This is a genomic window from Streptomyces sp. NPDC005878, assembly GCF_040629815.1.
GTDB lineage: Bacteria > Actinomycetota > Actinomycetes > Streptomycetales > Streptomycetaceae > Streptomyces.
This window is the reverse complement of the sequence record NZ_JBEXWK010000007.1, coordinates 194,261-211,313: the sequence shown is the minus strand read 5'-3', so window position 1 is coordinate 211,313 and position 17,053 is coordinate 194,261. Positions and strand designations below refer to the sequence as shown.

14 protein-coding genes are annotated in these 17,053 nt (G+C 71.8%); 4 read left to right on the top strand and 10 right to left on the bottom strand.

The features are described from left to right. Nucleotides 1-50: 50 nt before the first annotated feature. Both ABZ404_RS14555 and ABZ404_RS14550 read right to left on the bottom strand, forming a co-directional pair. A complete protein-coding gene (locus tag ABZ404_RS14555) occupies nt 51-881 on the bottom strand; it encodes a hypothetical protein (RefSeq protein WP_358990441.1) in 831 nt (276 codons plus the stop codon). Between the two features lie 4 nt (nt 882-885). Beyond that, nucleotides 886-1,560 (bottom strand): papain-like cysteine protease family protein, encoded by a 675-nt coding sequence (locus ABZ404_RS14550; protein ID WP_358836169.1) that lies wholly within the window; start codon nt 1,558-1,560, stop codon nt 886-888. A gap of 354 nt (nt 1,561-1,914) precedes the next feature. Between ABZ404_RS14550 and ABZ404_RS14545 the strand changes: the two genes are divergently transcribed. Then, a complete protein-coding gene (locus ABZ404_RS14545) occupies nt 1,915-2,841 on the top strand; it encodes a hypothetical protein (protein WP_358836168.1) in 927 nt (308 codons plus the stop codon). Between the two features lie 197 nt (nt 2,842-3,038). Here ABZ404_RS14545 and ABZ404_RS14540 read toward each other — a convergent pair whose 3' ends face one another. After that, the gene (locus ABZ404_RS14540; protein ID WP_358836167.1) at nt 3,039-3,467 is read right to left on the bottom strand and encodes a Rieske (2Fe-2S) protein; all 429 of its coding nucleotides are present in this window, start codon (nt 3,465-3,467) and stop codon (nt 3,039-3,041) included. Nucleotides 3,468-3,598: 131 nt separating this feature from the next. On the opposite strand from ABZ404_RS14540, the gene ABZ404_RS14535 reads away from it, so the two are divergent. Further along, entirely contained in the window at nt 3,599-4,501 is a 903-nt protein-coding gene (locus tag ABZ404_RS14535) for a carbohydrate kinase (RefSeq protein WP_358836166.1), read from the top strand. A 415-nt stretch (nt 4,502-4,916) separates the two neighbouring features. Here the strand turns inward: ABZ404_RS14535 and uvrA are convergent, their stop codons facing one another. Next, a complete protein-coding gene (gene uvrA / locus ABZ404_RS14530) occupies nt 4,917-7,934 on the bottom strand; it encodes an excinuclease ABC subunit UvrA (RefSeq protein ID WP_358836165.1) in 3,018 nt (1,005 codons plus the stop codon). A gap of 193 nt (nt 7,935-8,127) precedes the next feature. Here uvrA and ABZ404_RS14525 point away from each other — a divergent pair, with 193 nt between their 5' ends. After that, a complete protein-coding gene (locus ABZ404_RS14525) occupies nt 8,128-8,814 on the top strand; it encodes a maleylpyruvate isomerase family mycothiol-dependent enzyme (protein ID WP_358836164.1) in 687 nt (228 codons plus the stop codon). Nucleotides 8,815-8,835: 21 nt separating this feature from the next. Next, nucleotides 8,836-9,492: an MBL fold metallo-hydrolase gene (locus ABZ404_RS14520; protein ID WP_358836163.1), complete on the top strand. Its 657-nt coding sequence runs from the start codon at nt 8,836-8,838 to the stop codon at nt 9,490-9,492. Here the strand turns inward: ABZ404_RS14520 and ABZ404_RS14515 are convergent, their stop codons facing one another. From ABZ404_RS14515 to ABZ404_RS14490, 6 genes are all read right to left on the bottom strand, one after another. Further along, on the bottom strand, nt 9,493-9,798 hold the full coding sequence (locus ABZ404_RS14515; RefSeq protein WP_358836162.1) for a hypothetical protein: 306 nt from the start codon (nt 9,796-9,798) through the stop codon (nt 9,493-9,495). 137 nt (nt 9,799-9,935) lie between these two features. Then, a complete protein-coding gene (locus ABZ404_RS14510) occupies nt 9,936-10,916 on the bottom strand; it encodes a TerC family protein (protein WP_358836161.1) in 981 nt (326 codons plus the stop codon). Between the two features lie 253 nt (nt 10,917-11,169). Further along, the gene (locus tag ABZ404_RS14505) at nt 11,170-13,092 is read right to left on the bottom strand and encodes a TerD family protein (protein WP_358990439.1); all 1,923 of its coding nucleotides are present in this window, start codon (nt 13,090-13,092) and stop codon (nt 11,170-11,172) included. Nucleotides 13,093-13,213: 121 nt separating this feature from the next. After that, nucleotides 13,214-13,792: a TerD family protein gene (locus ABZ404_RS14500; RefSeq protein ID WP_101387801.1), complete on the bottom strand. Its 579-nt coding sequence runs from the start codon at nt 13,790-13,792 to the stop codon at nt 13,214-13,216. Between the two features lie 118 nt (nt 13,793-13,910). Then, nucleotides 13,911-16,043, bottom strand: a complete 2,133-nt coding sequence (gene uvrB / locus ABZ404_RS14495) for an excinuclease ABC subunit UvrB (protein WP_358837259.1) — start codon at nt 16,041-16,043, stop codon at nt 13,911-13,913. Nucleotides 16,044-16,127: 84 nt separating this feature from the next. Continuing rightward, a complete protein-coding gene (locus ABZ404_RS14490) occupies nt 16,128-16,988 on the bottom strand; it encodes an MHYT domain-containing protein (protein WP_358837258.1) in 861 nt (286 codons plus the stop codon). Nucleotides 16,989-17,053: the final 65 nt, after the last annotated feature.

Sequence of the window (17,053 nt, the reverse complement as noted above, 5' to 3'; positions counted from 1 at the left end):
GCGTGGCCGGCCGCGTACGGTCCGCGGCCGGCCACACGGTCCGCCGATGCCTACGCCGGGTCCGCCCCGCGCCTGCGGCGGCGCAGGACCACCGCGCCCAGGCCCGCCGCCGTGAGCGCGCCCGCGCCGGCGGTCACCGAGACGGCCGTGGCCGGGCCGTCGTGGCCCGCGGGGACGGACGCGGCGGCCGCGGCCTGGGCCCGGGCCTCCTCGGGGCTCTGCCCGTACCCTCCGGCCTTGCCGGACTTCGCGTACGCGGAGCCGGGCAGCTTGTCGCCGTAGGCCCGCTGGACGCGCTGCCGGTAGGCGGCCAGTGTGGTGCCGCGGGCGCCGACGGCGCGCACGGCGTCCTCGTCCAGCGGGAGCACGGTGGCGCCCTTCTGGACGTACCAGGCGTTGATCTGCGGCTCCTGGAAGACCGTGCCGCCCGGCAGCCGGCGCGCGCCGGCCGCGGTGTAGCGGGCCTCGTCGTCGCCGGTGGCGATGTTCACCACCTGCCAGGTACCGCCCCGCGGAACCGTCCACAGGGAGGCCTTCTGGCCGTCCGAGGCGACGGCCGTGGAGGCGAGGTACTCCAGCTTCGCCGGCGGCGCCCCCGCCCGCCCGGCGACGAACTCCGGGGAGAGCGTGTAGACGGGCACCGCGTCGCCCTGGACGCGCGGGGCGGCGGCGGCCAGGGACACCTTGCCGTCCCGGGCGAAGAAGCGGGAGAGCGTGGCGAGGGTCTCGGGCGCCGAGGCCGCCCGGTGGGCGGCGGCCCTGGAGTCCGCCGCCGCGGTGGGGCGCTCGTCGGCCGCCGCGCCCGGGGCGCAGAGGCCGGCGAGGCCGGTGAGCAGCGCCGCGACGGCGGCGCAGGAGGAGGACAGACGTCGCAGCGTCATCGCGTCACGCCCCGATCCGGTAGAGCGAGTGGGTCCAGGAGAACGAGTCGTTGTCGACGTACCAGGCGTGCGAGGCCCAGTTGTAGCGGTTGCTGGAGGGCCAGGGGTCGCCCCAGTACACCCAGCTGTTGGCGGTGTCGTACCCGTAGATCACATGCATGTGGCCGCCGCCGCTCGACCACTGGATGCGGGTCTCCATCGGCCGGTTGGCGTTGATCTCGGTCTGGACGGTCGCGTAGCGCAGCCAGCCGCTGACGTACGAGCCGGAGCTGATCCCGGCCCAGCGCAGGGCGTTCTGCACATTGCCCAGGTCGGCCTGCCAGTTGGGGCAGTCGTAGCCCTGCTGGCGCCCGAAGGCGGCGTTGCAGAACTGGTTCTGGCTGTAGGCGCGCCCGAACCAGGTGGCGATGGTGTTGCCGCTGGCGGCCCAGCACCAGTTGTCCTTCTGCTGGGCCTGCATGGTGATGTCGAGGCGCTTGGATGTCGCGGCCGTGGCGGACGCCGGGCCGGCGGCGGTGGTGGGGATGTCGGCGGCGGTCGTGGACGCGGGGGTCGTGGACGTGGCGGCTGCGGTGGTGCCGTGGTGGTGCGGGGATGCGACGGCGCTCGCCGTGGGGGCGGCGAGCAGGGCCGTCACCACGAGGGCGAGGGCCGGAAGCCGTCTCTTGCGGTTGTGCATCGCGTTCCTCCCGAAGCGGGGGGTGTGGGGATTGGAGGAGCGCGTCCGGACGCTTTCGGTGAGCATCGAACGTTGTCGTGAGCTGGTCAACGCGCTTCAATGCGGGGTGAGACGCGGGTGTGAACGGAGTGGCCTCCCCTGTGAACAGGCCTTCCGGGCCCACCAGGCCACCCGGGTCCCGCGGCGACCCGTGACCACCCCCCGCCGTGAACGTTCACTGTGCGGCCCGAAGCCCCCTGACCGGCAGCGCGGTTGAACCAGGTCCGTACGGCCGCCCCGACCGCCCCGCGCGGCCGGACCGGACCCGTGCGGCCACCCCCCACCGGATCCGAAGCAGTCCCGAGGGAGTCCCCCATGCTCCACACCGATGCCGATCTGGCCCAGGTGCTGCACACCGGCCCGTTCCACCTGGCCCTGCGCACCGCGCTCGCCGTCCGCGGGCTTCCGCTCCAGCGCGTCCAGCACCATCTCGCGGGGCGCGGGGTCAAGGTCGGCGTGACCAGCCTCAGTTACTGGCAGCAGGGCGCCCGGCGGCCGCAGCGCGCCGAGTCGCTGCGGGCCGTGCGCGCCCTGGAGGAGGTCCTCGGGCTGCCGGAGCGCTCGCTGCTGCGGCTGCTCGACGGCGGCGAGGCCCGCGACGGGGCGGAGCGTCCGGCGGGCCGCTCCTACCGCTCGCTGGTGGAGGCCTCCGGAGTCGTCGAGCGGCTGATCACGGACCTGGAGTCACCGGTGGACGGCGGACTGCACACGGTCGGCCACCACGAGCGGGTACGCGTCGGGGCGGGCCGCGAACTGCTCGGCCGCGACTCCCAGCAGGTGGTACGGGCCCACCGGGACGGCATCGACCGCTATCTCGCCATCCACCACGGCGACCCCGGCTGCGACCCGTCCCGGGTACGGGTGCGGGCCGCCGAGAACTGCCGCACCGGCCGGGTGCGCTGGGACGCCGAAACCGGCGTCCTGGTGGCCGAACTGCTCTTCGACGCCCGGCTGCGGGCCGGGGAGACGTACCTCTTCGGCTACGGCTTCGAGGACGGCACGGCGGGCCCGAGCAGCGAGTACGTACGCGGCTTCAGCTTCGCGGGCGGGCAGTACGTGCTCCAGGTCCGCTTCGACGAGCACGCGCTGCCGGTACGGTGCCGCCGCTTCGCCCGCTCCTCGGCCGGCTCGGCCCGCTCGGACCGGGGCGACCTGACGCTCAGCGGACAGCACCGGACGGTCCACCTGGTCGAGCAGGGGGTGCGGCCGGGGATCCTGGGGATCGACTGGGACTGGGCGTAGATGCCTGTGTCGGGCTTTGGGCGTAGAGGGCGGGACGCCCCCGCCGGGCCTGGGGGCAGGCGGCGGGACGCCCGCTGCGGGCCTGTCGGGCGCTGGGTGCAAGCGACGCGACGTCCCCGTCAGGGCCTGAGCGCAGACACGGCGGGACGCCCCTGTCAGGCCCGGGCGCGGGCGGCGGGACGCCCCCGTCGGGACTGTCAGGCGTCGGGACCGGCCACCAGCTTGCCGTCCTTCACCTTCACCGGGACGGCCGGCAGCGGCACGGTCGCGGGGCCGTGGACGGCCCGGCCGGTCATGACGTCGAAGCGGCTGCCGTGGCAGGGGCAGTTGCCGTGCCCGTCCTCGATCTTGTCCAGGACGCAGCCGGCGTGGGTGCACTGGGCGCTGAACGCCTTGTACTCGCCCTTGGCCGGGCAGGACACCATCAGCCGCTGCTCGCGGTAGAGCTTGGCCCCGCCCACCGGGACCTCCTCGGGCGCGCCCAGGGCGACCGGCGCGGTCGGGGTCGGCGTCTCGGCGTGGCCGAGCTTGGAGTCGGTGGAGCAGGCGGCCACACCCAGCCCCGCGGCCCCGGCGAGGGCCGCGCCTTTCAGCACGGTGCGACGGGCGGCGGGCTGGCCGGACATGGGGTCTCCACGGGTCATGGGGGGCTGGTGACGTATCCGACGATACCGGCGGGGCAGGTGGGGCCAGGGGTGGGGTGGTGCCACCGCCCGGGGTGAGTCGGGCGGGCCCGGATGGGTGTACGTTCGGCCGCGTGATCGTCGTCGCCGGAGAAGCCCTCATCGACCTGGTCCCCGAGCGCCCCGGCGACCGGCTTGGCCCCCTGTCGCCCCGGCGCGGCGGCGGTCCGTACAACACGGCCGTGGCCCTGGGACGGCTCGGCGCCGAGGCGGCCTTCTGCTCCCGGGTGTCGACGGACGGCTTCGGCGAGGCCCTGCTCGACGGGCTCCACGCCGCCGGTGTCGACACCTCGCTGGTCCAGCGCGGCCCCGAGCCGACGACGCTGGCGGTGGCGACGGTGGGTTCTGACGGGGGCGCCGGGTACGGCTTCTACGCCTCCGGCACCGCGGACCGCCTCTTCAGGCTGCCGCCCGACCTCCCCTCCGGCGTACGGGCACTGGCCCTCGGCACGTGTTCGCTGGTCCTGGAGCCCGGGGCGAGCGCGTACGAGGCGCTGCTGCGGCGGGAGTCGGGGCGCGGCCTGTTCACCCTGCTGGACCCCAACATCCGTCCCGGCCTGGTCCCGGACCCGGACGCCTACCGGGCGCGCTTCCGCTCCTGGCTGCCGTACGTGTCCCTGCTGAAGCTGTCCGAGGAGGACGCGGAGTGGCTGGGCGGCGGGGTGCGCGCGTGGCTGGCGGCGGGCCCGGAGGCGGTGGTGCTGACGCGGGGCGCGGCGGGCCTGACGGTGTGGACCCGCTCCGGCGAGGAGGTCTCCGTCCCCGGCGAGCGGGTCGAGGTGGTCGACACGATCGGGGCGGGGGACACGGTGAACGCGGCGCTGCTGCACGTGGTGGCGGGACGACTCCCGCTGTCGGCGACGGGCTGGCGGGCGGCGCTGGCCTACGCGGCCCACGCGGCAGCCCTGACCTGCACAAACCAAGGCGCGGACCCACCGCACGCATCAAAAATGCCCCCCAAGCCACACCTCCCCTGATTCCCAGGCTGCGCCTCACTCACAGGACCAGAGGCACGGGGGAACAACGCAACCAGCCACACCCCCCCACCCCCAAGGGGCGCGAGGAACGGCGCGACCAGCCCCTGACGACCCGCACCCAAAAACCGACCGTTTCACCCACCCCCCAGGGGCGCGAGGAACTGCGCAACCAGCCCCCCACAACCCGCACCCAAAAACCGACCGCCTCCCCCACCCCCCAGGGGCGCGGGGAACTGCGCAACCAGCCCCCCACAACCCGCAGCCAAAAACCCGGCCGCCCGGCGAGGGCTTACGGGAAGGGCGGGGTGGGAAAAACAGCCCGCCGCAGGCGCCCCACCCAGCCAGCCGGATCCGCAGGAAACAAACCGGCCAGCCAGGGGCCCCCGGGGGGCCGAACCCCCCGGGACAGAGACGCTCAGCCCTTCCGCGCCCGCGAAACCGCCTTCTTGGCCGGCACCTTCGCAGAAGCCTTGCCAGAACCCGCACCCGCCGCGGTGGCGGCCCCCTTGGCCGCCATCTTCTTCGCCGGCGCCCGCTTGACCCCCCGCCGCCCCGACGACACGGGCGCGACCGACTCCGCGTCACTGATCCGGTCCGCCCCCAGGATGTCCCGCAGGAACTTCCCGGTGTGGCTCGCCGCCACGGACGCGACCTGCTCCGGCGTACCCTCGGCGATCACCAGTCCGCCCCCGCTGCCGCCCTCGGGCCCCATGTCCACGACCCAGTCCGCGGTCTTGATGACGTCGAGGTTGTGCTCGATGACGATCACCGAGTTCCCCTTGTCGACGAGCCCCGACAGGACCTTGATCAGCTTCGAGATGTCCTCGAAGTGGAGACCGGTCGTCGGCTCGTCCAGCACGTACACCGTCCGGCCCGTGGACCGCTTCTGGAGCTCGGAGGCCAGCTTCACTCGCTGGGCCTCACCGCCCGACAGCGTCGGCGCCGACTGGCCGAGCCGGACGTATCCCAGCCCCACCTCGTTCAGCGTCCGCAGGTGGCGGGCGATCGTGGGCACCGCCTCGAAGAACTCCAGCGCCTCCTCGATCGGCATGTCGAGGACTTCGGCGATGGACTTGCCCTTGTAGTGGACCTCCAGCGTCTCCCGGTTGTAGCGCGCCCCGTGGCAGACCTCGCACGGCACGTACACGTCCGGCAGGAAGTTCATCTCGATCTTGATGGTGCCGTCGCCCGAGCAGTTCTCGCAGCGGCCGCCCTTGACGTTGAAGGAGAAGCGGCCCGGGAGGTAGCCCCGCACCTTCGCCTCCATCGTCTCGGCGAACAGCTTGCGCACGTTGTCGAAGACACCGGTGTACGTCGCCGGGTTGGACCGGGGCGTACGGCCGATGGGCGACTGGTCGACGTGGACGACCTTGTCGACCAGGTCGTCGCCCTCCACGCGCGTGTGCCGCCCGGGCACGGTTCGCGCGCCGTTGAGCTCGCGCGCGAGGTGGGTGTAGAGGATGTCGTTGACCAGGGTCGACTTGCCGGAGCCGGAGACACCGGTGACCGCGGTCAGCACGCCGAGCGGGAACGAGACGTCGATGTCCCGGAGGTTGTTCTCCTTGGCCCCGTGCACGGTGAGCTTGCGCGAGGGGTCCACGGGACGGCGCAGCTCCGGCAGCGGGATGGACTTCTTGCCCGCCAGGTACTGCCCGGTCATCGACTCCTTGTTGGCGAGGAGCTGCTTCAAGGGGCCGCTGTGGACGACCTTGCCGCCGTGCTCACCGGCGCCCGGGCCGATGTCGACGACCCAGTCGGCCACCTTGATGGTGTCCTCGTCGTGCTCGACGACGATCAGGGTGTTGCCCATGTCGCGCAGCCGGACCAGCGTCTCGATCAGACGGTGGTTGTCGCGCTGGTGCAGACCGATCGAGGGCTCGTCCAGTACGTAGAGCACGCCGACCAGGCCGGAGCCGATCTGGGTGGCGAGGCGGATGCGCTGGGCCTCGCCGCCCGAGAGCGTCCCGGCGGCACGGTTGAGCGAGAGGTAGTCGAGGCCGACGTCGACGAGGAAGCGCAGTCGCTCGTTGACCTCCTTCAGGACGCGCTCGGCGATCTTCTTGTCGCGCGCGTTGAGCTTGAGCTCGCCCAGGAAGTCGGCGCAGTCGCTGATCGACATCGCGGCGACCTCGGCGATGGAGCGGTCCATCACGGTGACCGCGAGGACCAGCGGCTTCAGTCGCGAGCCCTGACAGGTCGGGCAGGGGATCTCGCGCATGTAACCCTCGAAGCGCTCGCGCGCCCCGTCGGACTCCGCCTCCGAGTGGCGCCGCTTGACGAACGGCACCGCACCCTCGAAGGCGGTGGTGTAGGCCCGCTCCCGTCCGTACCGGTTGCGGTAGCGCACCTCGATCTGGGTCTTGTGGCCGTTCAGCAGCGCCTTCTTGGCGCGCTGGGGCAGCCCCGCCCAGGGGATGTCCGTACGGAAGCCGAGCTCGTCGGCGAGGGCGCCGACCAGCCGGGCGAAGTAGTCCTTGGTGTGGCCCAGCGACCACGGGGAGATGGCGCCCTCGTCGAGGGACTTGTCCTCGTCCGGGATGATCAGGTCGGGGTCGACCTCCATGCGCGTACCGATGCCGGTGCAGTCGGGGCAGGCGCCGAAGGGCGAGTTGAAGGAGAAGGAGCGCGGCTCCAGCTCCTCGAAGGACAGGTCGTCGTACGGGCAGTACAGGTGCTCCGAGTACATCCGCTCGCGCTCGGGGTCGTCGGCCGCCAGGTCGACGAAGTCGAGCACCACCATGCCGCCGGACAGGCCGAGCGCGGTCTCCACCGAGTCGGTGAGGCGGCGCTTGGCGGAGTCCTTCACGGTGAGGCGGTCGATGACCACCTCGATGGTGTGCTTCTCCTGCTTCTTGAGCTTGGGCGGCTCGGAGAGCTGGATCGTCTCGCCGTCCACGCGCGCGCGGCTGTAGCCCTTGGTCTGGAGGTCGGCGAAGAGGTCGACGAACTCGCCCTTGCGCTCGCGCACCAGCGGCGAGAGCACCTGGAAGCGGCTGCCCTCGGGCAGTTCGAGCACCTTGTCGACGATGGCCTGCGGCGACTGGCGGGTGATCGGCCGGCGGCACTCGGGGCAGTGCGGCTTGCCGATGCGCGCGAAGAGCAGACGCAGGTAGTCGTAGACCTCGGTGATGGTGCCGACCGTCGAGCGCGGGTTGCGCGAGGTCGACTTCTGGTCGATGGAGACCGCGGGCGACAGACCTTCGATGAAGTCGACGTCCGGCTTGTCCATCTGGCCGAGGAACTGGCGGGCGTACGAGGAGAGCGACTCGACGTAGCGGCGCTGCCCCTCGGCGAAGATCGTGTCGAACGCGAGGGACGACTTGCCCGACCCCGAGAGCCCGGTGAAGACGATGAGGGAGTCGCGCGGGAGGTCGAGCGAGACGTTCTTGAGATTGTGCTCGCGCGCGCCACGGACGATGAGACGGTCGGCCACGCCGGTCCGCACCTTTCTTGAAGAGAAGCAGGGGGCGGAGCCCCCGTCTCAGACTATGGGGGGTCGCCTGGGCGATGGATTGCTATTACCAAGGATGCCTGATGCCACTGACGAGCCTATAGCACGCGCATTCGATTTACGGACTCGTCCCAGCGGCTTCACCCGAATGAGTGGCGGGACTATCGTCGGCGCCATGATTGATCATGCGCACGACCTGGACTCTGTACGGGAAGCCACCGAACGGCTGCTCACCGCAGCGGGCAAACTGGACAACGCGGCGCTCGCCGAGCCGTCACGGCTTCCCGGCTGGACCCGCGGGCACGTGCTCGCACACCTCGCCCGCAACGCCGACGCGCTGGTGAACGTGCTCGCGGGGCGCCCCATGTACGAGAGCGCCGAGGCCCGCGACGCCGACATCGCGCGCGACGCCGCGCGCCCGCTCGACGTCCACCTCGCCGACCTGCGCGAGAGCGCGGCCCGCTTCCAGGAGGAGGGCGCCAGGGCCGCCGACTGGACCCGCACCGTCGAGCTGCGCAACGGCGTCCTGGACCAGGCCGCCCGCATCCCCTTCCGGCGGCTGATCGAGGTCGAGCTGCACCACGTCGACCTGGGCACCGGCTACGAGCTGGAGGACCTGCCGGACGAGTTCGTCCGGCGCGAGATCCAGTTCCTGGCCGACCGCTTCTCCGGGCACGCCTCGCTCCCGCCCGTCACCCTCACCGGCGGCAATGGCCACACCCTGCGCACGGGCGGCACCCAGGGCCCCGCGGTGACCGTGGGCGGCCCCGCGTGGGACCTCCTGGGCTGGCTCGCGGGCCGCAGGAGCGGGACGGCCCTGGAGGTCACCGGCGGCCCGCTGCCCGCCCTGCCGCCCCTGTAGGCGCCGGGCTACGCTGAGTCCATGACGTACAGCGGAGCGGTCAAGGTCGGCGGTCCTGCGGATGTCCACGAGCTCGGCGATCTGATGATCTCCAAGGTCGCGGTGGGCCCGATGGACAACAACGCGTATCTGCTGCGCTGCCGGGCCACGGGCGAGCAGCTCCTGATCGACGCGGCGGCCGAGCCCTCGACCCTGCTGACGCTGATCGGTGACGACGGCATCGAGTCCGTCGTCACCACCCACCGCCACGGCGACCACTGGCAGGCGCTCGCCGAGGTCGTCGCCGCCACCGGCGCGAGGACCTACGCGGGCCGCCACGACGCCGAGGGCATCCCCGTACCGACCGACGTCCCCGTCGAGGACGGGGACACGATCCGCGTGGGCCGGGTCGAGCTGACCGCCCGCCATCTGGTCGGCCACACCCCCGGCTCGATCGCCCTGGTCTACGACGACCCGCACGGCCACCCGCACCTGTTCACCGGCGACTGCCTCTTCCCGGGCGGGATCGGCAACACCCACAAGGACCCGCGGGCCTTCGCCAGCCTGATGCACGACGTGGAGACCAAGCTCTTCGCGGTCCTCCCGGACGAGACGTGGGTCTACCCGGGCCACGGCAACGACACCACGCTCGGCGACGAGCGCCCGAAGCTGCCGGAGTGGCACGCGCGCGGCTGGTAGCTACAGCGCCTCCGACTCCTCCACGTCGCAGTCCGTGAAGGCGGGTGGGCGCGTCGACAGCGCCGCGAGCCGCTGGGAGAGCTCGGTCGTCTCCGGAGCGTCGCTGTTGGCCATGGCCTCCTCGTACGAGTCGAACTGGACCACGGCCAGATAGCGGTTGGGGTTGGACCGGTCGCGCAGCAGGGTGCGGTGCGTGGGCCCGAGCTTGCGGCCTTCCGAGCGCGCCCGCTCCTCGTACTGACGGATGAGCTCGCGCATCTCGTCCGCCCGCTCGGTCTCGAAGTCGATGATCTGCGCGAACTTCATGGGGTCCTCCTGGTCCGCGGTGCCCCCGCGGACCGGGAGCTCCTCCCGTCCAAGCAAGCACCGGCCGGCGGGTCCGGCAACCGGGCGCCCGCTCGGCCGGTGCGCGCGCCGGTGCGGACGCACCGCGCGCTGCGGGGTCAGACCCCGACGCCGCTCTTGTCGTCGGCCTCGGCCGGTGCCTGCTTCCTCGCGGCCATCAGGCTGGTGACCGTGGTGATCACCAGCACGCCGCAGATGACGCCCAGCGAGACGGGGATGGAGATCTCGGGGACGTTCACCCCGTTCTCGTGCAGGGCGTGCAGCACGAGCTTCACGCCGATGAAGCCGAGGATCACCGAGAGGCCGTAGCTGAGGTGGACCAGCTTCTGGAGCAGTCCGCCGATGAGGAAGTACAGCTGGCGCAGGCCCATCAGCGCGAAGGCGTTGGCGGTGAAGACGATGTACGGGTCCTGGGTCAGGCCGAAGATCGCCGGGATGGAGTCCATCGCGAACAGCACGTCGGTCATGCCGATGGCGAGCATGACGACGAGCAGCGGCGTCATGACCTTCTTGCCGTGCTCCTGGATGAAGAGCTTGGTGCCGTGGTACCGGTCGGCCACACCGAACTTGCGCTCGACGGACTTGAGCAGCCGGTTCTCCTCGAACTCCTCGTCCTCCTCGTCGGAGCGCGCCTCCTGGATGAGCTTCCAGGCGGTGTAGATCAGGAAGGCGCCGAAGAGGTAGAAGACCCACGAGAAGCTGGCGATGATGGCGGCGCCGGCCGCGATGAAGACCGCCCGCAGCACCAGGGCTATCAGCACCCCGAAGAGCAGGACGCGCTGCTGGAGGTGGGTCGGTACCGAGAACTTCGCCATGATCAGGATGAAGACGAAGAGGTTGTCGACGGAGAGCGACTTCTCGGTGATGAAGCCGGCGAAGAACTCGCCGGACGCCTGACTGTCGCCGAAGACCAGCAGGCCGACGCCGAAGAGCGCGGCGAGCACGATCCAGACGACCGTCCAGATCCCGGCTTCCCTGACCGACACGTCATGGGGTTTGCGCCCGATGAAGAAATCGGCCGCGATCAGGGCGCACAGACCAAGAATGGTCAGTACCCACAGGGTCATCGAAACGTCCACGGTGCCTCCGGCTTCGTACCGCTACAGATCAGCGTCGTCGCTGCCGGAGGTCTCCTCCACCCGGTCGTGCTCTCGCACGTGGGCCGGCGCCCCGGAACCGGTCAGGTCGGTCCGTACTGACGGGAACGCCGCAGTCGGGAGTACTCCCCTCCGCACCAAGAACCCTACCCCAATCACCAAGAGAAGGTAAAGGGAAGGGTAAAGAAGAACCAAGACGGCTGTCGTGCGAGCCGCTGAGCAGGAGGGGAGGACGTCAGCGCGGCCAGGCGCGCCTCGCGTCCGCGACCTGGCCGAGCACCTGCTCCAGGATCGCGCTGCCGGCCGGCACCAGCGGCGGCTCGTACGTCCAGGCATGGCCCACCCAGGGGTCCGCCAGGTGGTCCTCCGGCACCGGCGTGAGCCGCAGCAGCGAACGCCACAGGGGCTGGAGCACCGGTCCGTACGCCTCGGCGTCCTCGCGGTCGGCCACCATCAGCAGATGGACGCCGACCGAGGGGCCCTCGTCGGCGAGGTAGCGCAGCTGGTTGACCGCGCGGTCGTCGAAGCCGTGCGGGAAGTCGTTGACGACCAGGAGCTGTTCGGCGGTGTCCGTGCCGGGCGGCAGCGCGTCCGCCCCGGCGCCGCCCCGGGCGGCCATCTGGAGCAGGTCGACGCGCTGGGTGAGCCGGGCGAGTACGTCCGCAACCCCCTGGGCCCCGGCCGCGGGCGGCGCGGCGAGCACCCCCGCGCGCGTCAGGGGCGCCAACGCCCCGGCCGCCGTCCCGGCCGGGTCCACGACGTGCACCGCGAACTCGTGCGCCGGGTACACCGCGAGGAGGCGGGCCGCCAGCGCCACCGCCGTCTCCCCGGCGAGACGCCTGACCTGCTCGGCGTCCATGAAGGCGGCGGCCTCGGAGCCGGAGCGGCCGGAGTCGATCCACAGCCCGCGCTCCAGCGGCAGCCGCACCAGCATCGGGATGCGCAGCTCCGGCCGCTCCGGCAGGCGCAGGTCGCCGACGCGCAGGGCCATCGGGATCTCCATCGGCACCCGGTAGGCGTGCCAGACGGGGTTGTCCCAGCGCGCGTAGGCAGCCGGCAGGGCGGGCTCGACGACCTCGGACTCGGCGGTCAGGTGGGCCACGTCCCGGTCGAACGCCTCGCGCGCGCGGTCGACGAGCTGCTCGCGGCGGGTCGCGGCCTCCTGGCGGGCCAGGTCGCCGGTGGAACCGATCCGGCTGCGCGGATCGGCCAGGGCCCGGTCGAGCTCCTGCTCCATCCGCGAGTCCGCGAAGTCGACGGCGCTGCGGTACGCGGCGGTGGTCCGGGCCAGGTCCTCGAACATGCCCCACACCTGGTTGTAGAGCCGCTCCTCCATGGACCAGCCGGTGGCGTCGCCCGCCACCGGGGGCGCGGGCTCACCGGGCGCCGCGGGGGGCGCGGTGGGAGGCGGCGGCGGGGGCGCGGTGTTCTTGCGGCGCGGGTGGGCGTAGTCGACCGGCCCGCTGTCCGTCAGGGGCTGCTGGGGCGCCTCGGACGAGGGCGCGGCGCCTGCGGGGACCTCGTCGCTCCCGCGCGCGCCGGAGGCGCCACCGGTGCGCACCCGTCCCTCGTCGGCCGTACGGGGCGGGGGCGCGGCGACCGAGCGGGAGGCGCCCAGGGCGACCGCGTCCAGGACGACGGCGGCGAGTTCGCGGGCCTGCGGCAGGCCCTGGTCGACGAGCATGTCGGCGAGGCCGCCCGCGTAGCCCTGGCCGATCGCGCGGACCTTCCAGACGCCGGCGCGCCGGTAGAGCTCCAGGGCGACCACCGCCGACTCCGCGTCCAGACCGGTGATCGTGTAGGTGGCGACCTCGGTGCCGTCGAGGCCGGTGACGGCCACGAAGGGCGCGGCGACGGCCGCGAAGCGGCTCGGGCCCGCCCCGGGCGGCAGCGCCAGCAGCACGCTCACCCGGTGCACGCCCTGCGGCAGCGCCTCCAGGTCCACGGCGAGGCGGTGGTCGGCGGCGGCCTGCCGGGAGACCTCCAGGCCCGGCAGGGTGGGCGTGCCGGGGTGGGCCACCCACTCGGTCCCGCGCACGGTGCCGTGCTCGTCGCCCAGGGTGGCTCCGGCGACGATCGGTGTGCCGGCCGACACCCGGATCTCCAGTCGGGTCCGGGGCAGGGGGTGGTTCTGCCCCCGTACCAGCTCGGCCGTCATCGCTTCGTCCCCTCGTCGAGTGCCGGTGGTGCACGGTGGTGCGGGGCAGCTCCCGGCGGCCTTGCCTCCGGGAGCTGCGGTTGCGGCCGTGGTGGGCCGGTGGTGCCTGCGGGAGCCGCGTCTACAGGTGCGGCAGGATCGCCGGCATCAGGTCCTGGAAGGTGCGGCCGTTGGACGGGTTGCCGATGGCGGTCATCTGCCAGCCGGCGCCCGCGCGGTGCACCTTCGCCATGATCTGCGCGGTGTACTGGCCGCCGCCGTCCAGCGTGTAGCGCGCCAGCTCCTGGCCGTTGGTCTCGTCGACGATGCGGCAGAACGCGTTCTGCACTTCCTGGAACGTCTGGCCGGTGAAGGAGTTCACCGTGAAGACGATCTGGTCGATGTGGACCGGGACCCGCTGGAGGTCGACGAGGATCGACTCGTCGTCGCCGCCCTGGCCCGCGCCGCCCACCAGGTTGTCGCCGGTGTGGCGCACCGAGCCGTCGTCGCTGACGAGGTGGCGGAAGAACACCACGTCCACCGGCTGCTTGTCGGCGAAGAGCACCGCCGACGCGTCCAGGTCGATCTCCCGGGTGCGCGAGCCGAACAGGCCGCGGCGCGGCGCCGCCTGCCAGCCGAGCCCCATCCGCACCGCGGTCAGGGTGCCGCCACCCTGCTTCTCCAGGCTGATGGCCTGGCCCTTGGTCAGATTGACCGTCACGCGCTGTCCCCTCTCCGCATTCCTACGTTCTCGGCCCCGACCCTACGCAGTGGCGCGATGTGCGCCACCGCGCGGGGCGGATTTGTGTCGGTCTTGCAACACACCGGGGCCTGGACGGTCAGGCCTGACCCGCCTCCCGCATCTGGCGCAACTCCTTTTTCAGCTCCCCGACTTCGTCGCGCAACCGTGCGGCGATCTCGAACTGGAGCTCGGCGGCGGCGGCGCGCATCCGCTCGGTCATCTCCTCGATCTGCTCGGCGAGTTCGGCCGCGGGGCGGTCGGTGAGGACCGCGCCGCCCTTGCCCGCCTTGGCCTTCGCCTTGGCCGCCTTGGCGCCGAGCGCGGGCACCGGCGCCTTGGCGCTCTTGCCGTCCTTGGCCTTGCGGTAGCCGGAGCCGAGCAACTGCTCGGTGTCGACCTCCTCGCGCGCGATGGTCGCGACGATGTCGTTGATCTTCTTCCGCAGCGGCTGCGGGTCGATGCCGCGCTCCTTGTTGTACGCGACCTGCTTCTCCCGGCGGCGGTTGGTCTCCTCGATGGCCTTCTCCATCGCCGGGGTGATCTTGTCGGCGTACATGTGGACCTGGCCGGAGACGTTGCGCGCCGCGCGGCCGATGGTCTGGATCAACGACGTGCCCGAGCGCAGGAAGCCCTCCTTGTCGGCGTCGAGGATGGCGACCAGCGACACCTCGGGCAGGTCCAGGCCCTCCCGGAGGAGGTTGATGCCGACCAGCACGTCGTACTCGCCCGCCCGCAGTTCGCGCAGCAGCTCCACCCGGCGCAGGGTGTCGACGTCGCTGTGCAGGTACCGCACCTGGATGCCCATCTCCAGGAAGTAGTCGGTGAGGTCCTCGGCCATCTTCTTGGTGAGGGTGGTGACCAGGACGCGCTCGTCCTTCTCGGTGCGCTTGCGGATCTCGTACACCAGGTCGTCGATCTGGCCCTCGGTGGGCTTGACCACGACCTCGGGGTCGACCAGGCCGGTGGGGCGGATGATCTGCTCCACGAAGCCGTCGCCGCGCGACAGCTCGTACTTGCCGGGGGTCGCGGAGAGGTAGACGGTCTGGCCGACGCGGCCCAGGAACTCCTCCCACTTCAGCGGCCGGTTGTCCATCGCGGAGGGAAGCCGGAAGCCGTGGTCGACCAGGGTGCGCTTGCGGGAGGCGTCGCCCTCGTACATCGCGCCGATCTGGGGGACGGTCACGTGCGACTCGTCGAGGACGAGCAGGAAGTCGTCCGGGAAGTAGTCGAGCAGGGTGTTGGGCGCGGTGCCGGGCTCGCGGCCGTCGAAGTGCATCGAGTAGTTCTCGACGCCCGAGCAGCTGCCGATCTGGCGCAGCATCTCGATGTCGTACGTGGTGCGCATCCGCAGCCGCTGGGCCTCCAGGAGCTTGCCCTGCTTCTCCAGCTCGGCCAGGCGCTGCTCCAGCTCCTGCTCGATGCCGGTGACCGCCTTCTCCATGCGCTCGGGTCCCGCCACGTAGTGGCTGGCGGGGAAGACGTACAGCTCCCGGTCCTCGCTGATGATCTCGCCGGTCAGCGGGTGGAGGGTGGACAGCGCCTCGATCTCGTCGCCGAACATCTCGATGCGGACGGCCAGCTCCTCGTAGACCGGGAAGATCTCGATGGTGTCGCCGCGCACCCGGAACGTGCCGCGCGCGAAGGCGACGTCGTTGCGTGTGTACTGGATGTCGACGAAGCGGCGCAGCAGCTGGTCGCGGTCGATCTCCTCGCCGACCTTCAGCTGCACCATCCGGTCCACGTACTCCTGCGGCGTGCCCAGGCCGTAGATGCACGAGACGGAGGCCACCACGATCACGTCGCGGCGGGTCAGCAGCGAGTTGGTGGCCGAGTGGCGCAGCCGCTCGACCTCCTCGTTGATCGAGGAGTCCTTCTCGATGTACGTGTCCGACTGCGGGACGTACGCCTCGGGCTGGTAGTAGTCGTAGTACGAGACGAAGTACTCGACGGCGTTGTTGGGCAGGAGCTCGCGGAACTCGTTCGCCAGCTGGGCCGCCAGCGTCTTGTTCGGCGCCATGACCAGCGTGGGGCGCTGGAGCTTCTCGATCATCCAGGCAGTCGTCGCCGACTTTCCGGTGCCGGTCGCGCCGAGCAGGACGACATCCTTCTCACCTGCGCGGATGCGCCGCTCCAGCTCGGCGATGGCCGCCGGCTGGTCGCCGCTGGGCTGGTAGGGGCTGACGACCTCGAAAGGCGCCACCGTACGTTCGATCTTGGAAACGGGCCGCATGCAACCACCGTACGACCCCCCACTGACAGTCGGGCGGGATCGGCCCGTCGGCGGGGGCGCGGGCGGGGTGCCCGCGGCCCCGGTTCACCAGTCGTGCGGGGACGAGGAGCCCTCGCCGGGCCGGTGCGGGGCGGCCCACTGGGTGCGCTCGGGGAAGGACGGCAGGTGGCGGGGGACGGGCGCGGGGCGGGGCGGCCGCTTCTCCCACTCGGGCCTGCCCATCACCACGAGGGGGTCGAACATCACGACGACGCCGGCGAGCACCAGGAAGGCCACGGGACCGATCAGCATCGGCGCCAGCACGGTGGCCGGGGACTCCCCCGTGGCGGTGCCCGCGCCCTCGTGCAGATGGACGCTGAGCGCGGCCATGCCCGTGTAGTGCATACCGCTCACGGCCAGACCCATGACGACGCTGGCGCCCAGGCTGGCGAGGAAGCCCCGGACCGAGACGGCCGCCCACAGCGCGGCGGTGGCGGCGACGACCGCGATCACCACGGAGAGGCTGACGGTGAGGGTGTTGTACGCGAACTCACCGTGCAGGCGAATTCCGGCCATCCCGAGGTAGTGCATCGACGCCACCCCGAGCCCGGTGATGGTCCCGCCGGTGACCAGCGCCATGGGGGTGGCGCCCCGGTAGCCGACGATGAAGATGCCGATGCCGACCATGACGACGGCGAGGCCGAGACTGGCGAACGTGATCGGCCGGTCGTAGCCGAGCACCTCCTGGCGGACCGAGAAGCCCATCATCGCGATGAAGTGCATGGTCCATATGCCGGAGCCTATGGAGGTGGCCCCGAGTGCCAGCCAGAGCGCCCTGAAGGGCCGGTCGGCCCGTAGGGACCTGGCCGTGCAGCGCAGCCCGAGCGCGCCGCCCAGACAGGCCATGAGAAACGCCACTACCGGCGTGACGAGGCCGTAGGTGAAGCCGTCGACCGTCCCGTGCATATCGTGTGCCCTTCACCCCGTACCGACTACCGACTGAAGAGGCCCACTGCTGTCGCGGAGGCCCT